Source organism: Streptomyces sp. NPDC088730 (assembly GCF_044751215.1).
Lineage (GTDB): Bacteria > Actinomycetota > Actinomycetes > Streptomycetales > Streptomycetaceae > Streptomyces.
In genome coordinates this window covers 21,682-36,919 of record NZ_JBIVLK010000017.1, presented here as the reverse complement: position 1 = coordinate 36,919, position 15,238 = coordinate 21,682, and the positions used below count along the sequence as shown (strand labels likewise).

The following is a 15,238-nucleotide window of genomic DNA, read 5'->3' as shown; positions in this document are numbered from 1 at the left end:
GCACTTCGCGGCTCGCGTCTCGCGCGATTCACGTTTCGCGTCTCGCACGTCGCACTTCGAGAAAGGACTCCCGGCCATGCCGAAGGAGACCGCCGTCTACACCCACGGCCACCACGAGTCGGTGCTGCGCTCGCACCGCTGGCGCACCGCCGCCAATTCCGCGGGATACCTCCTCGGCGAGCTGCGCCCCGGCATGACCGTGCTGGACGTGGGCTGCGGCCCCGGCACCATCACCGCGGACATCGCCGCGCTGGTCGCCCCCGGCCGGGTCACCGCCGTCGACACCACCCGCGAGATCCTGGACCAGGCGGCCGGGGTGGCGGCGGAACGCGGCCTGGAAAACCTGGAGTTCACCACCGCCGACGTGCACGCCCTGGACTTCCCCGACGACACCTTCGACGTGGTCCACGCCCACCAGGTGCTCCAGCACGTCGGGGACCCGGTGCAGGCGCTGCGCGAGATGCGCCGGGTCTGCCGCCCCGGTGGCGTGGTCGCGGCCCGTGACAGCGACTACGCGGCGATGACCTGGTTCCCCGAGGTACCCGCCATGGACGCCTGGCAGGACCTGTACGGCCGGGTGGCCCGCGCCAACGGCGGTGAGCCGGACGCGGGGCGCCGGGTGCTCTCCTGGGCCCGGCAGGCCGGCTTCACCGACATCATCCCGACGGCCGCCGCCTGGTGTTTCGGCACCCCGGAGAGCCGGGACTGGTGGAGCGGGCTGTGGGCGGACCGTACCGTCGGCTCGGTCTACGCGAAGCTGGCGGTCGAGGGCGGGCACGCGACGCCGGAACAGCTGACCGCGATCGCCGAGGCGTGGCGCACCTGGGGCGCGCAGGACGACGGCTGGTTCATGGTCCCGCACGGCGAGGTGCTCTGCCGCGCATGAGCGCCACCGAATCGATCACACACCGCTGAGCGGCCAACTACCCTGTTCCGCATGGAAATCCTGGGAACCACGCTGCGGATCTGCGTCGACGACCTGGAGGCCGCGGTGGCCTTCTACGAGAGCCTCACCGGCAGTCCGGCGCTGCGCTTCGAGCGCGGCGGGGTCTCGGTGGCCGCCATCAGCTGCTTCCTGCTGATGAGCGGCCCCGAGGCCGAGCTGGAGATCCTGCGCAAGGTGACGGCGACGATCGCGGTCAAGGACGTGGAGGAGGCCAACGCCTCGCTGAGCCGGGTCGGCGCCCGCGTCATCGCGGGCCCGGTCCACACGCCCGTCGGCCGCAATCTGATCGCCGTGCACCCGGACGGTTCGGTGTTCGAGTACGTGGACCGGAACCCGTCCGCCGGCACCTCCTGACGCCCCCGCATCCCCGTCAGGCGCGCGGACGCATCCGGTAGTTGTACCGGTCCGGCAGCGGCTCGTCCGTCAGCTCGGCCCACACCTCGTCCAGGACCTCCGCGCCCTCGCGCAGATCGGCGACCTCGAAGCCCTCGTCGAACAGCGCGCGGGCGGCGGCGAGGTCGCCCTCCGCGATGAGCAGCCGGGCCTCCAGCAGCCGGAAGCGGCCACGGCTGCGGATCGCCGGGAGCAGCCCGTCCCGGACGGTGCGGGCCTGCCCCGGCCGGCCCGCCGTCAGCAGCGCCTCGATCGCCTCCCGGCCGAGGGCGGCGGTGGCGGCCGCCCAGGTGTCGCCGTCGTCCCGGCGTTCCGCGCACAGTTCGCCGAACGCCTCCGTGTAGTGGTCGGCCGCCCGCTCCCACTGGCCGCTCTCCTGGGCGGCGACGGCGAGGCAGCGCAGCAGCGGCCAGCGGGACGGGGCCAGGGCCAGTCCGCGTTCCCAGCTGCGGACCGCCTGGGCGCGGTCGCCGGCGTGCCACTGGGCGATGCCCAGGTGGTATTCGGTGAGCGGTTCCGCGGCGGCCGTCTCCAGCATGTCGCGCCAGTGCGGGGAGACCAGCGAGGGGCCGGGCGGCGTCGCGCCGCGCGGTTCGGGGAAGGTCCCCTGCTCCAGCAACTCCAGCCAGGGCTGCTGTTGTTCACCCAGCGTGGAATCGGCGAAGGGGGTGCCCGGCAGCTTGTACCCGGCGCGCCGGACTTCGAGCGCGCCCCAGCCGGACCCGGTGGCGAGGACCTCGCCGGGTTCGGCGTCGGCGCAGCGGCGCCAGGCCTCGTACGCGGCGTCCACATCGGCACGCGGCAGGGCGGCGGCGAGCCGCTGCTCGGTCTCCGCGCGGGCTGCCTGCCAGTCGTCGCCGTGCACTGCGGCGGGGTCCGCCGCCAGGGGCCCGTACGACTCCAGCCAGCTGAACTCGGCGCCGGGCTCCAGCGGCACGTGTTCCAGCTGGGTGCGGGCCAGCCCGGCCTGGATCTCCGCGTAGCCCGCGGTGCCGGGTTCGGTGAGCCACTCCTGCCAGCGGCGGCCGCCGGGCCCGCTGCCCCAGAGGAACAGCTTGCGGCCGCGCAGCAGGTCGGTGGAGGTCTGGACGAGCCCGTGGCCGTCCTCGTCGAGGGAGGCGATCCAGCGGCGCGCGCCGTCGGGCACCTCGTAGAAGTAGTCGGCGGGGAAGTCGCTGCGCAGCGGGTACGTCCGGTCGACCGAGCCGCTCTCGGGTACCGGGACCAGGTTCAGCGTACGTTCGTAGCCGAAGTGCCAGGCCCGGTCGGCCGGGGCCACCACCCGGGTGCGCTCACCCTCCGGCACCGCGATGTTGGACCACCAGTAGACCGGTGCGGGGTGCTCGTGCGGATTGCGTATCCGTACGCCGACGTGCAGGAAGTCGGAGCCGTCGGGCAGCCACAGATCCACCTGGAACGGCAGGTCGCGCAGCCTTTCCCACTCCCAGAGCCGGACCATCTCGCCGCCGTCGGGGGCGGTGACCCGGGCGGCGTGCACGGGGGCGCAGGACAGGGTGGTGTGGCCGGTCGCACCGATGTTCCACTCGATGCCGCCGGAGAACCAGGCGCCGTTGAGCGCGAAGTCGGCGGGCTGGAGGACGGGGTTGGTGTAGACGAGGTCCCGGCCGGTGGGCTTGTGGAAGAGGGAGTGGATACGGCCGCCGAATCCGGGCAGCACGGTGGCCCGGATCCGGTCGTTCTCGATCACGATCACATCGAGGTCGGTGGGCACGCGCTCGCGGCCGTACCCGTCGAGGACGGCCACGGGCAGGACGGTGGCCAGCGGCTCGTGGCCGATCTGGCGGGCCATGTCACGGGGCAGACCGGCCCGGTCGCGGTCGTCGACGACATGCATCTCGTCGAGGGGCCGCAACGCCGGCAGCGGATTCTCCGGTCCCACCGCCGCTGCGGGCAGGGTCAGGACGTCACGTCGTACGGTGGTGGCCACGGCAACCTCGCTCCCTCGCGCGGGCCGCCGCAGGTCCGGGCGCCCCCCGATGACCATGGAACACGCTGCGGGCCGCCCGGACCAGGGGATCAGCCGTCTCTCTTCAGGAAAAGGCGCGACCACCAGGTCGCCGGGCACGTCGGGCACGTCGGGCACGTCGGGCACGTCGGGCACGTCGGGCACGTCGGGCACGTCGGGCACGTCGGGCAGCGGGAGAATATTCCGGGTACGCGCCGTCCTCCTGGCCATAGGCTTGCCGTTCAAGCGGTTCGCGGGACGTTATGGAGACGGTGGATCACGATGAGCACGCAGCACACCTACCGAGTGATCGTGCGCGGCACATGGGACGGGCTGACGGAGGCGGCGCGGGAGCGGATGCTGGCCGAGGCCGAGCAGCACGGCCTGGCGTCCATGGCGTTCAGCGAGGAGGGTTCGCTCACCTACGACCGCGTCCTCAAGCACTTCAGCTTCCGCTACGTGGTGGTGTCGGACGCCGGGGACGGTGCGGAGATGGCGTGCGCGATCGCCGAGGACCGCGCGGAGACGGAGCTGCGCGAGCGCGGGTACGGGCATGGCGAACTGCGTTCCACGGCAACGGACATGGACACCATGAAGATCAACTACAAGGGGCGCCGGGAGGCGGGCGCGGCCTGACGGCGGTCCGGGGCGGCGGACACACCGCCCGCGCGAGGAACGGCCGGTGACACCGACGGCCCGGACACGTCGCCTTCTCCGGGACGGCGTGGAGTTCAGCCGGTGAAACGGTCCGGGTCGGGCCCGGTCCGCTCGTTACGGTTCAGCGCGGAGATCTCGCCGATGTCGGCCTCGCTGAGGTCGAAGTCGAAGAGGGCGAAGTTCTCCTCGACGCGCTTCCGCGTCACCGACTTGGGGAAGATGATGTCGCCGCGCTGGATGTGCCAGCGCAGGGTCACCTGGGCGGGCGTCCTGCCCACCCGGTCCGCGATGCGGTTGATGGCCGGGTCGTCCAGGACCTTGCCCTGCGCGATGGGCGACCAGGCCTCCGTGGCGATCTCGTGCTCGGCGCCGAACGCCCTGACGTCGTCCTGCGTGAGGTAGGGGTGCGCCTCGATCTGGTTGACCGCGGGCACCACCTCGCTGTTCTCCAGCAGCCGGCGCAGGTGGTATGGCTGGAAGTTGGAGACCCCGATGGACTTGGTCCGGCCGGACCGGTAGATCTCCTCCAGGGCCTTCCAGGTCTCCACGAAGTCGCCCTTGCCGGGCAGCGGCCAGTGGATGAGAAAGAGGTCCAGGTAGTCGAGACCGAGCTCCTCCATGGTGCGGTCGAACGCCCGGTGGGCGTCGTCGTGCCCATGCGCGTCGTTGTTGAGCTTGCTGGTCACGAAGACGTCGGCACGGTCGAGGCCGGAGTCCATGACCGCCTGGCCGACCTCCTTCTCGTTGCCGTACATCTCCGCCGTGTCGATGTGCCGGTAGCCGGTCTCCAGCGCGGTCAGCGTCGCATCCCGGGTCCCGTCGGGCGGGATCTGGAAGGTGCCGAAGCCCAGCTGGGGGATCCGCACCGCGTTGTTGAGGGTGATGGTCGGTACTGAGGTCACAGTCACTCCTCCCTGAGGGCGTTCTGCGTGTGAGGTTGCGTTCGTACCGAGGCCGGGCCTCCGGCCGGGAATGCCCGCGGACATGCGCGGGTGATCTGCGCCCTGCCGACCGGAGCGCCGCCCGAGCCGCGGGCGCGGCACAGGGACCCTGTCAGACCATCCTTCACCCTTTTGCCGCCTCCTCGCATCCGGAGCACGGTCTGTCGGGCGGCCCGGGGTACATCGCTCCCGCATCGCTCCCGACTCACACGAACGCGTCGTCCGCGCAACTCCTCCGGGCCCGGCGGCCCGGGGGATTCCGGGCCTTTGCGCAGGTGCGGGCACCTGCCGCCAAAGAGCGCGGTCTGTCAATGTTTGGCACCATCCAGTCAGGGCTAGGCGCGTACTCGCGAGACGCCCATCGCATGCGTGATCCGAACAACGTCGCGCACCTGACAACGCAGCAGGAGGACAGCCCGATGACCGACACCTCACGCGAGGCGACCACCACGGACTCCGGCGCTCCGGTGGAGAGTGACGAACACTCGCTCACCGTGGGCCCCGGCGGACCGGTCCTGTTGCAGGACGCCTACCTGATCGAGCAGATGGCGCAGTTCAACCGGGAGCGGATTCCCGAGCGTCAGCCCCACGCCAAGGGGAGCGGTGCCTTCGGGCACTTCGAAGTGACCAACGATGTCAGCGCCTACACCAAGGCCGCGGTCTTCCAGCCCGGCACCAGCACCGATCTCGTGGCCCGGTTCTCGACCGTGGCCGGCGAGCGCGGCAGCCCGGACACCTGGCGGGACCCGCGCGGCTTCGCGGTGAAGTTCTACACCAGCGAGGGCAACTACGACATGGTGGGCAACGACACCCCCGTGTTCTTCATCAAGGATCCGATGAAGTTCCAGCACTTCATCCGGTCCCAGAAGCGCCGCGCCGACAACAACCTGCGCGACCACGACATGCAGTGGGACTTCTGGACCCTCTCGCCCGAGTCGGCCCACCAGGTCGCCTGGCTGATGGGCGACCGGGGCATTCCGCGCAGCTGGCGGCACATGAACGGCTACACCTCGCACACCTACATGTGGATCAACGCGCAGGGCGAGCGCTTCTGGGTGAAGTACCACTTCAAGACCGACCAGGGCATCGAGTGCTTCACCCAGGACGAGGGCGACCAGATGGCGTCGGCCGACACCGACTACCACACACGGGATCTCTTCGAGCACATCCGTGACGGTGAGTACCCGAGCTGGACCCTGCATGTGCAGGTCATGCCGTACGAGGACGCCGCGGGGTACCGCTTCAACCCGTTCGACCTGACCAAGGTCTGGCCGCACGGCGACTACCCGCTGATCCAGGTCGGCCGGATGACGCTGGACCGCAACCCCACCGACAACCACGCGGAGATCGAGCAGGCGGCCTTCCAGCCGAACAACCTGGTCCCCGGCATCGGCCCGAGCCCGGACCGGATGCTGCTGGCACGGCTCTTCTCGTACGCGGACGCGCACCGGTACCGCATCGGGGCCAACTACCAGCAGCTGCCCGTCAACGCCCCCGTCGTTCCGGTGAACACGTACTCGAAGGACGGGGCGATGGCGTACCGGAAGACCAGCGACCCGGTGTACGCCCCGAACTCGAAGGGCGGGCCCGCTGCCGACACCGCCCGGTACGGCTCCCCGCCGAGCTGGTACGCCGACGGGGAGATCACCCGAGCGGCCTACGTGGACCACGCGGAGGACGACGACTGGGGTCAGCCCGGCACCCTGGTGCGTGAGGTCATGGACGACGCGGCCCGCGACCGGCTGGTGGACAACGTCGTCGGCCATCTGCTCAACGGGGTCACCGAGCCCGTTCTGCGACGCGCCTTCGAGTACTGGTCGAACATCGACAAGTCGATCGGTGAGCGCATCGAGCGGGGTGTGCGCGCCAAGGCGGACGAGAAGGACCCGAAGGCGGCGGAGCAGGGCAACCCCGCACGGCGGAACATGCAGTCGAAGGCCTGATCGCGGAGACCGCGGTGGAGACCCGGCCGGTCTCCACGTATGCGGGCCGTCGGGTCGCCCGGAACCCGGGGCCCGACGGAAGGCGAGCCGTCGTCCGCCACGGTCCGGGAGGCACAGGCCGTGCCACCTGGAGATCGACGCCCGAGGGACGAGGAACGGCTTGTCCCTCGGGCGGCCGCAGGAACGAGGAGAGTCCCATGCCCGCAGGATCCAGCCCGAAGCGCGAGCGTCAGTACGAGCACGTGAAGGAGAGCGCCGAGAAGCGCGGTACGTCCGAGAAGCGGGCGAAGGAGATCGCGGCCCGCACCGTGAACAAGGAGCGCGCACGCTCGGGCGAGGCGGAGACGGCGAGCAAGTCGTCGACGCGTGACCCGAAGTCCGCCTCCCAGCGTGGCGGTCAGCGCTCCCACAGCGGCGCGCGGGGACGCACCAGGGACCAGCTGTACGAGGACGCCAAGAGGAAGAACATCGAAGGCCGCTCGAAGATGAACAAGGAACAGCTGCTCAAGGCCGTCGGCCGCTGAGCGGCTCCCCCGGGGAAGAGGCAGAGACGATGACCAAGAATGACGGAAGCAAGCGCAAGGTACTGGCCGTCGTGACGAACTACGGCGTCGAGCAGGACGAACTCGTCGTACCTGTCGAACATCTGCGCGGCTGGGGCGCCCAGGTGGACGTCGCGGCCCTCTCCACGGACGACATCCGGACGCTTGTCGGTGACAAGGACCCCGGAAAGACCGTGCGGCCCGACCTCACGCTGGACGCGGCCGACGCCGCCGCGTACGACCTGCTGCTCATTCCGGGCGGAACCCTGAACGCGGACAAGCTGCGCTGTCAGGACCCGGCAGTGGAACTCGTCCGCGCCTTCAAGCGGGCCGGACGCCCCGTCGCGGCGATCTGCCACGGGCCGTGGGCCCTGGTCGAGGCGGATGTCCTCGCGGGCAAGCGGCTCACGTCGTACCCCTCGCTGGCCACGGACATCCGCAACGCGGGCGGCACCTGGGCCGACGAGCCGGTGGTCACCGATGACACGAACGGCTGGAGGCTCATCACGTCCCGCACCCCAGGAGACCTGGACCCCTTCCTCCACGAGATCGACGCCGCCCTCGCTGTCGAATGAGCCGGGATGCCTGACACGACTCCCTCCGGGGCCGCCACGGCCGGTTCTCCGGCCGTGGCAGCCCCGGAGGCCCGTTCCGTGGCCGAGCTGGACGCGGCACTGACCACCTGCCGGGCCTGCCCGCGGCTGGTGGCCTGGCGGGAGGAGACCGCCCGGGTCAAGCGCCCGGCGTTCCTGGACCAGGAGTACTGGGCACGACCGGTGCCCGGCTTCGGTCCCCCGGACGCCCCGCTGGCACTCGTCGGCCTGGCGCCCGCCGCACACGGCGGCAATCGCACCGGACGGATCTTCACCGGGGACGCCTCGGGGGACGCCCTGTTCGCCGCCCTGTACGACGTCGGGCTCGCCTCTCAGCCGACCGCCACCCACCGCGGGGACGGCCTGCGACTGCACGGAGTGCGCATCACGATGCCGGTGCACTGCGCACCGCCCGGCAACCGGCCCACCACCGCAGAGCGCGACACCTGCCGCCCCTGGCTCGCCCGCGAGCTGGCGCTGCTGAGCCCGACGCTGCGCGCCGTCGTGGTACTCGGCGGCTTCGCCTGGCAGACACTGCTCCCGGTACTGGCCGACGCCGGCTGGCGGCTGCCCCGTCCCCGTCCCGCCTTCGGGCACGGCGCCGAGGCAACCCTCACCAGCCGCGACGGACAACGGACACTGCACCTGGTCGGCGGCTACCACCCCAGCCAACGCAACATGTCCACCCGCACGCTGACCCCCGTACAGCTGCGGGAGGTGCTGCTCCGGGGCGCCGTACTGGCCCGCTTGCCGGCCACCCGCCCGTGAGAAGCGTCCCAGGGCCCAGCCCTTACACCTCCAGGTGGGCCAGCACCGCGCGCATCCCGCGATGTACGGCGTCGCGCGACTCCTGGATCTGGTCGATGGTCTCGAAGCCGTGGTGGGCGTTCGGTACGTCGATCACTTCCACCGCCGCCCCGCAGTCCCGGGACGCGGTGAGGAACTCCTCCACCGTGGCGGCGATCTCCGGCCTCTCGCGGCCCACGCGGGTGATCACGAGGGGCAGTGCGCCGGCCTTCGCCACCACGTCCGCCGGGCGGAAGCGGGGGTCCACCGGGCCCAGCACGGGCAGCGGTGCCAGCACCGGGTAGCTGGCCGCCACGCAGCGCAGCCAGGACGGCGGCTGCCGCAGCCAGTCCGCCATGAGCAGGCCGCCGCCCGAGAGGAACCACAGGGCGATCCGCTGCCCGTCCACCCGGGGATCGGCCCGGACCAGCTCAAGGGTGGCGGCGATGTCCTCGGCGGCGAGCGGGTAGCCGGCGACGTCGTGCAGGCGGTGGTCGAGGGTCACGCCCACGACACCCTGCCCGGCCGCGAGGCGGGCGTACCCGGTCAGGGCCGGCCAGTCCCTCGGGGTCGGCCGGGCCTCGGCGGACACCGGTCCGCCGTGTACGAACACCACGGCCGGGCGCGGGCCCTCCTCGGCGGGCAGGTACAGGTCGGTGTGGCCGGTCCGCTCACGCGGGATGTCCGGTACGTCGAGCAGGAACGGCCGCAGATGTGCGGGCCGCTGCGCACCGCCGGGGGCCACCAGGTGGTGCCCCTCGCCGGCGGCCGCCCGCCGCAGGACCTCCGCGAGCTCGGCCGGGAGGGACAGCATCGGCCAGTGGCCGGTGGGGAGTTCGAAGAACGTCACCTGCGGTCCGGTGAAGACCTGGAGGGTGGGTTCACCGAAGTCCACGCCCCGCTGGGCCATTTCGATGCTGGAGCCGCCCGCGTTGCACAGCACCCCGGTGAGGGGCAGCGAGGCCGCGGCGCCGGTCAGCCGCAGCGGCTGGAGCAGGGTGCGCAGCGGTTGCGGCGTGGCGGACGCGGTGAGCCGGTCCAGTGCCGCCTCGGGGACGCCCTCGGTGCTGCCCCAGCGCTGCCACGCGTCGCGGGCCGGGGCGGGCAGCACCCCGTGGGCGCCGTCGGTACCGGCGCGCTCGGCCAGTTCCTCGCGCAGGGCCGGGTCGGGTACGGCGGCCAGGGCGGGCACGCCGTCCTGGGGCAGCCCGGAGTCCAGGTAGACGATCCGGCCGACGCGCTCCGCCCTGCGGTCGGCGGCGCCCAGCACCGGGTGGATGCCGTAGTCGTGGCCGACCAGCACGATCTCCCGGCCGGGCGTGGCGCCGACCGAGTCGATCACCGCGAGTACGTCCGCGATGTGGGTCTCCAGGTCGACGGTGTCCGCCGCGGCGGAGCGGGGGCCACCGGTTCCGCTGAGAGCCACCGCGTGCACCTCGTCGCCCTCGGCGGTCAGCCGCTCGGCGGTCTCCCGCCACACGTGTGTATCGGTGAACATGCCCGGTACCAGGATGAATGCGGTCATCGGTCTCTCCTCAGCACTCCTCGTCCGCGACGCCGCCACGACTCTGCGGCAGCGCCCGCCGGTACGGTAGAAGCTCCCCCAGAGGGAGGTTCAAGTGTTCCCGTCCCACGACGGCCTGTACGGCATCGGTGAACTCGCCGAGCGCGCGGGCGTCACCGTCAAGACCGTCCGCTTCTACTCGGACAGCGGCCTGCTGCCGGAGGCCTGCCGCAGCGCCGGCGGGCACCGCCGGTACGGTCCGGAGGCACTCGGCCGGCTGCGGCTGGTCCGCTCGCTGCGTGCCCTGGGCCTGCCGGTGCGCGAGGTGCACCGGGTCCTCGACGAGGAGGAGGCCGGGGCGGGCAGCGTGCTGGAGGACGCCGTCGCGGGGCAGCTGCGCGAACTGGGCTCCCAGCTCCGGGCGCTGCGCTGGCGGGAGGCGGGGCTGCGGCTGGTGCAGGAGTGCCGGCCGGGTGAGCGGGCGGACCGGCTGCGCCTGGTCGGGGCGGTGTCCGCGCCTCCGGACACCGCCCCGCTGGCCCGATTCTGGCGGGGCTGGCTGCCGCCCCGGATGCCGGCCGGGGCGACCGCCGCGTTCCTGGAGGCCGTGGTGCCGCAGCCGCCCGACGATCCGGAGCCCGCCCAGGTGCTCGCCTTCGCCAGGCTGTACGCCTTCGTGACCCGCCCGTGCACCGGCACCGAGCGGCCTCAGCCGGCGGCGCACCGGGGCGAGGGGGCCGGCCGGCCCGCTGTGCTGTACGCCGGTCTGGCCGAGGCGTACGAGCTGGCCGGAGCCCGGATGCGCCGGGGCCGGCAGCCTTCTCCGGGTCCGGAGCTGGACAGTTTCGTGGACGCCTACGCGAGCGCGTACGGCAGCCGGGACACCCTCGCCTTCCGCCGGGTGCTGGCCGGGCAGCTGGCGGCCGATCCCCGGATCGACCGCTACTGGGAGCTGGTGTCCGAGGTGGTCACCCCGCCGGGCGGCACGCCGGAGCCGACCCCGGGGTCCGCGCACGACTGGCTGTTCGCGGCGCTGGACGCGCAGCTGGCCGCCGGGGCGGGCTGAGGCCCGGGGCCGGCCGGGTCAGCGCGTCTCCGCGGTGATCGCCCAGCGCTCGTGATCGCGCCAGGCCCCGTCGATGAACAGGAAGTCCGGCGAGAAGCCTTCCAGCCGGAATCCGGCCCGGCGCACCAGCGCGATCGAGGCCTCGTTGCCCGGCTGGATGTTGGCTTCGAGGCGGTGCAGGCCGAGGGGTCCGAAGGCGTACCGAAGCACCAGCCCGAGCCCCTCGGCCATCAGTCCGCGCCCGGCCGCGTGGGCGAAGGCGCCGTATCCGAGCGCGCCGCAGCGGAAGCCGCCGATGACGATGTTGTTGATGTTGATGAAGCCGGCGACGGCGCCGTCGCTCCCGGCGCCGTGCCGCTCGCACACGAGGAAGCCCGCCTTCGACGGGTCCTCGATGAGCACGCTCGCGTACGCGGCGTACGTGTCCGGATCGGTCGGCGGGAACAGCCAGGGCCGGTGCAGTCCACGGCTCTGGCGGGCACGTGCGGTGAACTCGCCGGCGTCCTCGGGGGTGAAGGGGCGGATCGCGGTGCGCGGCCCCTCGGCCAGGTAGGTGGTGTCGGACATCGGCCCAGCGTAGGCGGCCCTCGGAGCGCCGGTACTACTTGGGCCGCCTGCGGAAGAGGTAGGCGCCGCAGGCCATCCCGGCCACGAACATCACGGCCAGCGCCACGTAGAGCGGCATCGTCACCAGCGGGATCAGCAGGCGGACCGTCACGTCGTCGGTGTTCTCGGCGATGAACACCACCGACAGGACCGCGACGACGAGGATCAGGATGCGGGCCGGGGTGAAGGGACCGGTGCTGCGCGTACCGCCGCTCGACACGTCTCCCGGGCTCATGAACGGCCCCTTCCCTGCTCCTGGTGCGCCTCGGCCCCCGGGCACCAGGATGACTCCGTCCGGGTGCCGGGGGCCGTTCTGTACGCCCGTCCGGGTGACGGTGCCGTTGTGCGCGAGTGCCGGTTCCGCCCGCTCAGAGCAGCGCCGCGGCCTCCACCGTGAGGGTGGCCGGACCGCCGTCCGCGGGCGCGTCGAGCACGGCCGGGACCCCGAGCGGGATCGTCAGCCCGGTGGGGCCGTGGCCGAAGCCCAGCTCCTCGACGACCGGGACACCGAGGCCGCCGAGCCGGTCGGAGAGCACCGCCCGCACCTTCGCGTACGGACCGCAGCCCGCCCAGGAGCCGCAGGCCACCCCGGCGACGCCGTCGAGCGCCCCGGCCCGCAGCAGCTGGGTGAGGATGCGGTCGATGGCGTACGGGGACTCGCCGGTGTCCTCGATGACCAGCAGCCCGCCGCGGGCCGGCCGTCTGGCGTGCGGGGTGCCCAGTCCGGCGGCGAGCAGGCTCACGCAGCCGCCGTAGGTGATCCCCGCGGCCCGGCCGGGCGCCAGCACCCCCGCCCCGTCGAGGCCCAGCGTCCGCACGGTCTCCGGCTCGAACAGGGTGGCCCGCAGCGACTCCTGGGTGCGCGGGTCCTTGAGGAAGGCCTCCGTGCCCACCATGGGGCCGTGCAGGGTGGCGAAGCCCGCCCGCAGGGCGAACGCCTCGTGGAGCACGGTGATGTCGCTGTAGCCGACGAACACCTTGGGTCCGGCGGCCCGGATCGCCGCCCAGTCGACCAGGTCGGCCATGCGGTGCGCCCCGTACCCGCCCCGGGCGCAGATCACCGCGTCCACCGACGGATCGCACCAGGCGTCCTGGAGATCCCGGGCGCGCGCCTCGTCCGTACCGGCCAGGTAGTCGAGGCCGGGGTGCACGTCCAGGACATGGGGCATCGTCACGGGTTCGAGGCCCCAGCCGCGCAGGATGTCCAGGCCGGGCACCAGGCGGTCGACGGGTACCGGCCCGCTCGGGGAGACCACGGCGACCCTGGAGCCCGCGCGCAGCCGGGCGGGGCGGATCAGCGGGGCGAGGCTCACTTCTTGAGCTCCAGCCGCGGCACGTCGGGGCGCTCGATGCCGAAGGTCTGGGCGTAGAGGGAGAGTTCGGCCTCCAGCGCGCTGATCATGGTGTCCGCGCGGCGGAAGCCGTGGCCCTCGCCCGGGTAGGTGAGGTAGGCGTGCGGGATGCCGCGTCCCGCCACGGCGGCCAGGAACCGTTCGCACTGCACGGGCGGGCAGATCGGGTCGTCCTCGCCCTGGAGCAGCAGGAACGGGGTGGTGAGCCGGTCGGTGCGGGTGCTCGGGGACCGTTCGCGGTAGCGCTCGGGGACCTCGGCCAGCGGGCCCACCAGCGATTCCAGGTACTGCGATTCGAAGTCGTGGGTCTCGCCGCTGCCCCAGCCGGTCAGGTCGAGGATGGGGTAGATGATCGTGCCGCAGGCGTAGACGTCGGTGCCGGTCAGCGAGGCGGCCGTGGTCCAGCCGCCGGCGCTGCCGCCCCGGACGGCGAGCCGGTCCGGGTCCGCGGTGCCCTCGGCGGCGAGCGCGCCGGCCACGGCCGCGCAGTCCTCCACGTCGACGACGCCCCACTGTTCGCGCAGCCGGTTGCGGTACTCCCGTCCGTAACCGGTCGAGCCGCCGTAGTTGACCTCGGCCACCCCGATGCCGCGCGAGGTGAAGTAGGCGATCTCCAGGTCGAGGACGAGGGCCGCGTGCCCGGTGGGGCCGCCGTGCGCCCATATGACGTAGGGCGGCAGTTCGCCGGCCGGTCCGGTCCGGTCGGGGCTGCGCGGCGGGTAGATGTGGGCGTGGATCTCCCGGCCGCCGGGACCGGCGAAGGTGCGCTCCGCGGGCTCGGGGTAGTACGCGGGGTCGACCGCGTCCTCGTGCTCGGCCGCGATGATCCGGGTGTGCCCGGTCGCTGTGTCCAGCTCCACGATCTCGTACGCGCTGTGCGGGCTCGCGGCGATGCCGATGACCCGGCTGCCCTGTACGGCGAGCGTCCCGGCCCATTCGGTCCAGGGACCGACGATGCCGACGAGCGTACCGGTCTCCGGGTCGAGGATGGAGAGCGTGGTGGCGCCCTTGCCGTGCAGGGTGGCGATCAGCCCGTTCCCCAGCGGCCGGAACCAGCTGAGCCCGAGCTTCCACAGCGGTCCGGCGAACTCCTCCTGTCTGGGGCAGAGTTCCACCGCGCTGCCATCCGGTTCCGCCCGGTAGAGATTCCACCAGCCGCTGCGGTCACTGGCGAAGAGCAGCCGTCCGTCGTCGGCCCACTGGATCTGCGGTACGGATTCCTCCGGGCCGCCCAACAGGGTCCGGGGGGCGTGGAACGTTCCGTCGTCACCGATGTCCGCGACGATCACCTCGGTGCCGTCCCACGGCATCCGCGGGTGGTCCCAGGCGATCCAGGCCGCCCGCCGTCCGTCGGGCGAGACCTCGGGCCCGGTGACGAACCGGTGCCGGCCGTCGGAGAGTTCGCGTACCGCGGAGCGGTCTCCGGCCGCCGATCCGTCCAGTGGCACGGCGGCGATCAGCCTGCGCAGATCGGCCGGCCCCTCGCCGGTGAACTCCTCCAGGACGCACCAGACCTCGCCGGAGGCACCCCGGTCCGGACGCAGTCGCGGATCGGCCCAGCGCAGTCCGCCGCCGACCGTCGAGACGGGGGTGAGCGGCCACGGCTCGCCATCGCCGTCCGGCTCGTAGGCGTACAGCCGCTGGTCGTCGAAGTGGACGAAGACGATCAGCGGGCCGCCCTCGGTACGTTCCGTTCCGGTCCAGGGCCGTCCGCCGTACTCGATGACCCGGCTGCGGACGTTCCAGGGGGCGGGCAGCTCCGTGGTGGTGCCGTCGGCCAGGCGTCGTACCAGGGCGCGCCGGCCGGCCTGGGCCGGGCGCGGTTCCGTCCACCACAGTTCTTCGCCGACCGCTTCGACGTACTCCGGCCGGCCGTCCCGCGAGGCGGCCAGCGCGGCGTCGATCGGGGACGGCCAGCTTCCGTAGGCCTGTGTGGTTGCCAT

15 protein-coding genes are annotated in these 15,238 nt (G+C 72.6%); 8 read left to right on the top strand and 7 right to left on the bottom strand.

The features are described 5' to 3' along the window. The first annotated feature begins 76 nt into the window (after nt 1–76). Entirely contained in the window at nt 77–886 is an 810-nt protein-coding gene (locus tag ACIP89_RS32970; RefSeq protein ID WP_401932902.1) for a class I SAM-dependent methyltransferase, read from the top strand. A gap of 51 nt (nt 887–937) precedes the next feature. After that, entirely contained in the window at nt 938–1,300 is a 363-nt protein-coding gene (locus ACIP89_RS32965; protein ID WP_401927366.1) for a VOC family protein, read from the top strand. Nucleotides 1,301–1,316: 16 nt separating this feature from the next. Here the strand turns inward: ACIP89_RS32965 and ACIP89_RS32960 are convergent, their stop codons facing one another. After that, complete coding sequence (locus ACIP89_RS32960) at nt 1,317–3,287, bottom strand: DUF5107 domain-containing protein (RefSeq protein ID WP_402118038.1); 1,971 nt, start codon at nt 3,285–3,287, stop codon at nt 1,317–1,319. A gap of 300 nt (nt 3,288–3,587) precedes the next feature. Here ACIP89_RS32960 and ACIP89_RS32955 point away from each other — a divergent pair, with 300 nt between their 5' ends. Then, the gene (locus tag ACIP89_RS32955) at nt 3,588–3,941 is read left to right on the top strand and encodes a DUF6204 family protein (RefSeq protein WP_401927364.1); all 354 of its coding nucleotides are present in this window, start codon (nt 3,588–3,590) and stop codon (nt 3,939–3,941) included. 95 nt (nt 3,942–4,036) lie between these two features. On the opposite strand, the gene ACIP89_RS32950 is transcribed toward ACIP89_RS32955, so the two are convergent. Next, a complete protein-coding gene (locus tag ACIP89_RS32950) occupies nt 4,037–4,864 on the bottom strand; it encodes an aldo/keto reductase (RefSeq protein ID WP_402118037.1) in 828 nt (275 codons plus the stop codon). Nucleotides 4,865–5,322: 458 nt separating this feature from the next. On the opposite strand from ACIP89_RS32950, the gene ACIP89_RS32945 reads away from it, so the two are divergent. The 4 genes from ACIP89_RS32945 (at nt 5,323) to ACIP89_RS32930 (ending at nt 8,749) form a co-directional block, all read left to right on the top strand. Continuing rightward, the gene (locus ACIP89_RS32945; RefSeq protein ID WP_401932896.1) at nt 5,323–6,846 is read left to right on the top strand and encodes a catalase; all 1,524 of its coding nucleotides are present in this window, start codon (nt 5,323–5,325) and stop codon (nt 6,844–6,846) included. 197 nt (nt 6,847–7,043) lie between these two features. After that, on the top strand, nt 7,044–7,370 hold the full coding sequence (locus ACIP89_RS32940; protein WP_389206490.1) for a plasmid stabilization protein: 327 nt from the start codon (nt 7,044–7,046) through the stop codon (nt 7,368–7,370). A gap of 29 nt (nt 7,371–7,399) precedes the next feature. Further along, a complete protein-coding gene (locus ACIP89_RS32935; protein ID WP_402118035.1) occupies nt 7,400–7,963 on the top strand; it encodes a DJ-1/PfpI/YhbO family deglycase/protease in 564 nt (187 codons plus the stop codon). Between the two features lie 6 nt (nt 7,964–7,969). Then, complete coding sequence (locus ACIP89_RS32930) at nt 7,970–8,749, top strand: uracil-DNA glycosylase (RefSeq protein WP_402118033.1); 780 nt, start codon at nt 7,970–7,972, stop codon at nt 8,747–8,749. A 22-nt stretch (nt 8,750–8,771) separates the two neighbouring features. Here ACIP89_RS32930 and ACIP89_RS32925 read toward each other — a convergent pair whose 3' ends face one another. After that, nucleotides 8,772–10,292 carry an alpha/beta fold hydrolase gene (locus tag ACIP89_RS32925; protein WP_402118031.1) on the bottom strand — a complete coding sequence of 507 codons (1,521 nt, stop codon included), beginning with the start codon at nt 10,290–10,292 and terminating at the stop codon, nt 8,772–8,774. Nucleotides 10,293–10,386: 94 nt separating this feature from the next. Between ACIP89_RS32925 and ACIP89_RS32920 the strand changes: the two genes are divergently transcribed. Next, nucleotides 10,387–11,337: a MerR family transcriptional regulator gene (locus tag ACIP89_RS32920; RefSeq protein WP_402118030.1), complete on the top strand. Its 951-nt coding sequence runs from the start codon at nt 10,387–10,389 to the stop codon at nt 11,335–11,337. An 18-nt stretch (nt 11,338–11,355) separates the two neighbouring features. On the opposite strand, the gene ACIP89_RS32915 is transcribed toward ACIP89_RS32920, so the two are convergent. The 4 genes from ACIP89_RS32915 to ACIP89_RS32900 form a co-directional block, all read right to left on the bottom strand. Then, the gene (locus tag ACIP89_RS32915) at nt 11,356–11,904 is read right to left on the bottom strand and encodes a GNAT family N-acetyltransferase (RefSeq protein ID WP_401927349.1); all 549 of its coding nucleotides are present in this window, start codon (nt 11,902–11,904) and stop codon (nt 11,356–11,358) included. Nucleotides 11,905–11,938: 34 nt separating this feature from the next. Continuing rightward, complete coding sequence (locus ACIP89_RS32910; RefSeq protein ID WP_401927347.1) at nt 11,939–12,178, bottom strand: DUF1049 domain-containing protein; 240 nt, start codon at nt 12,176–12,178, stop codon at nt 11,939–11,941. Nucleotides 12,179–12,311: 133 nt separating this feature from the next. Next, nucleotides 12,312–13,256, bottom strand: a complete 945-nt coding sequence (locus tag ACIP89_RS32905) for an LD-carboxypeptidase (RefSeq protein WP_401927345.1) — start codon at nt 13,254–13,256, stop codon at nt 12,312–12,314. Further along, on the bottom strand, nt 13,253–15,238 hold the full coding sequence (locus ACIP89_RS32900) for an LpqB family beta-propeller domain-containing protein (RefSeq protein ID WP_402118029.1): 1,986 nt from the start codon (nt 15,236–15,238) through the stop codon (nt 13,253–13,255). The genes ACIP89_RS32905 and ACIP89_RS32900 overlap by 4 nt, the downstream gene beginning before the upstream one ends.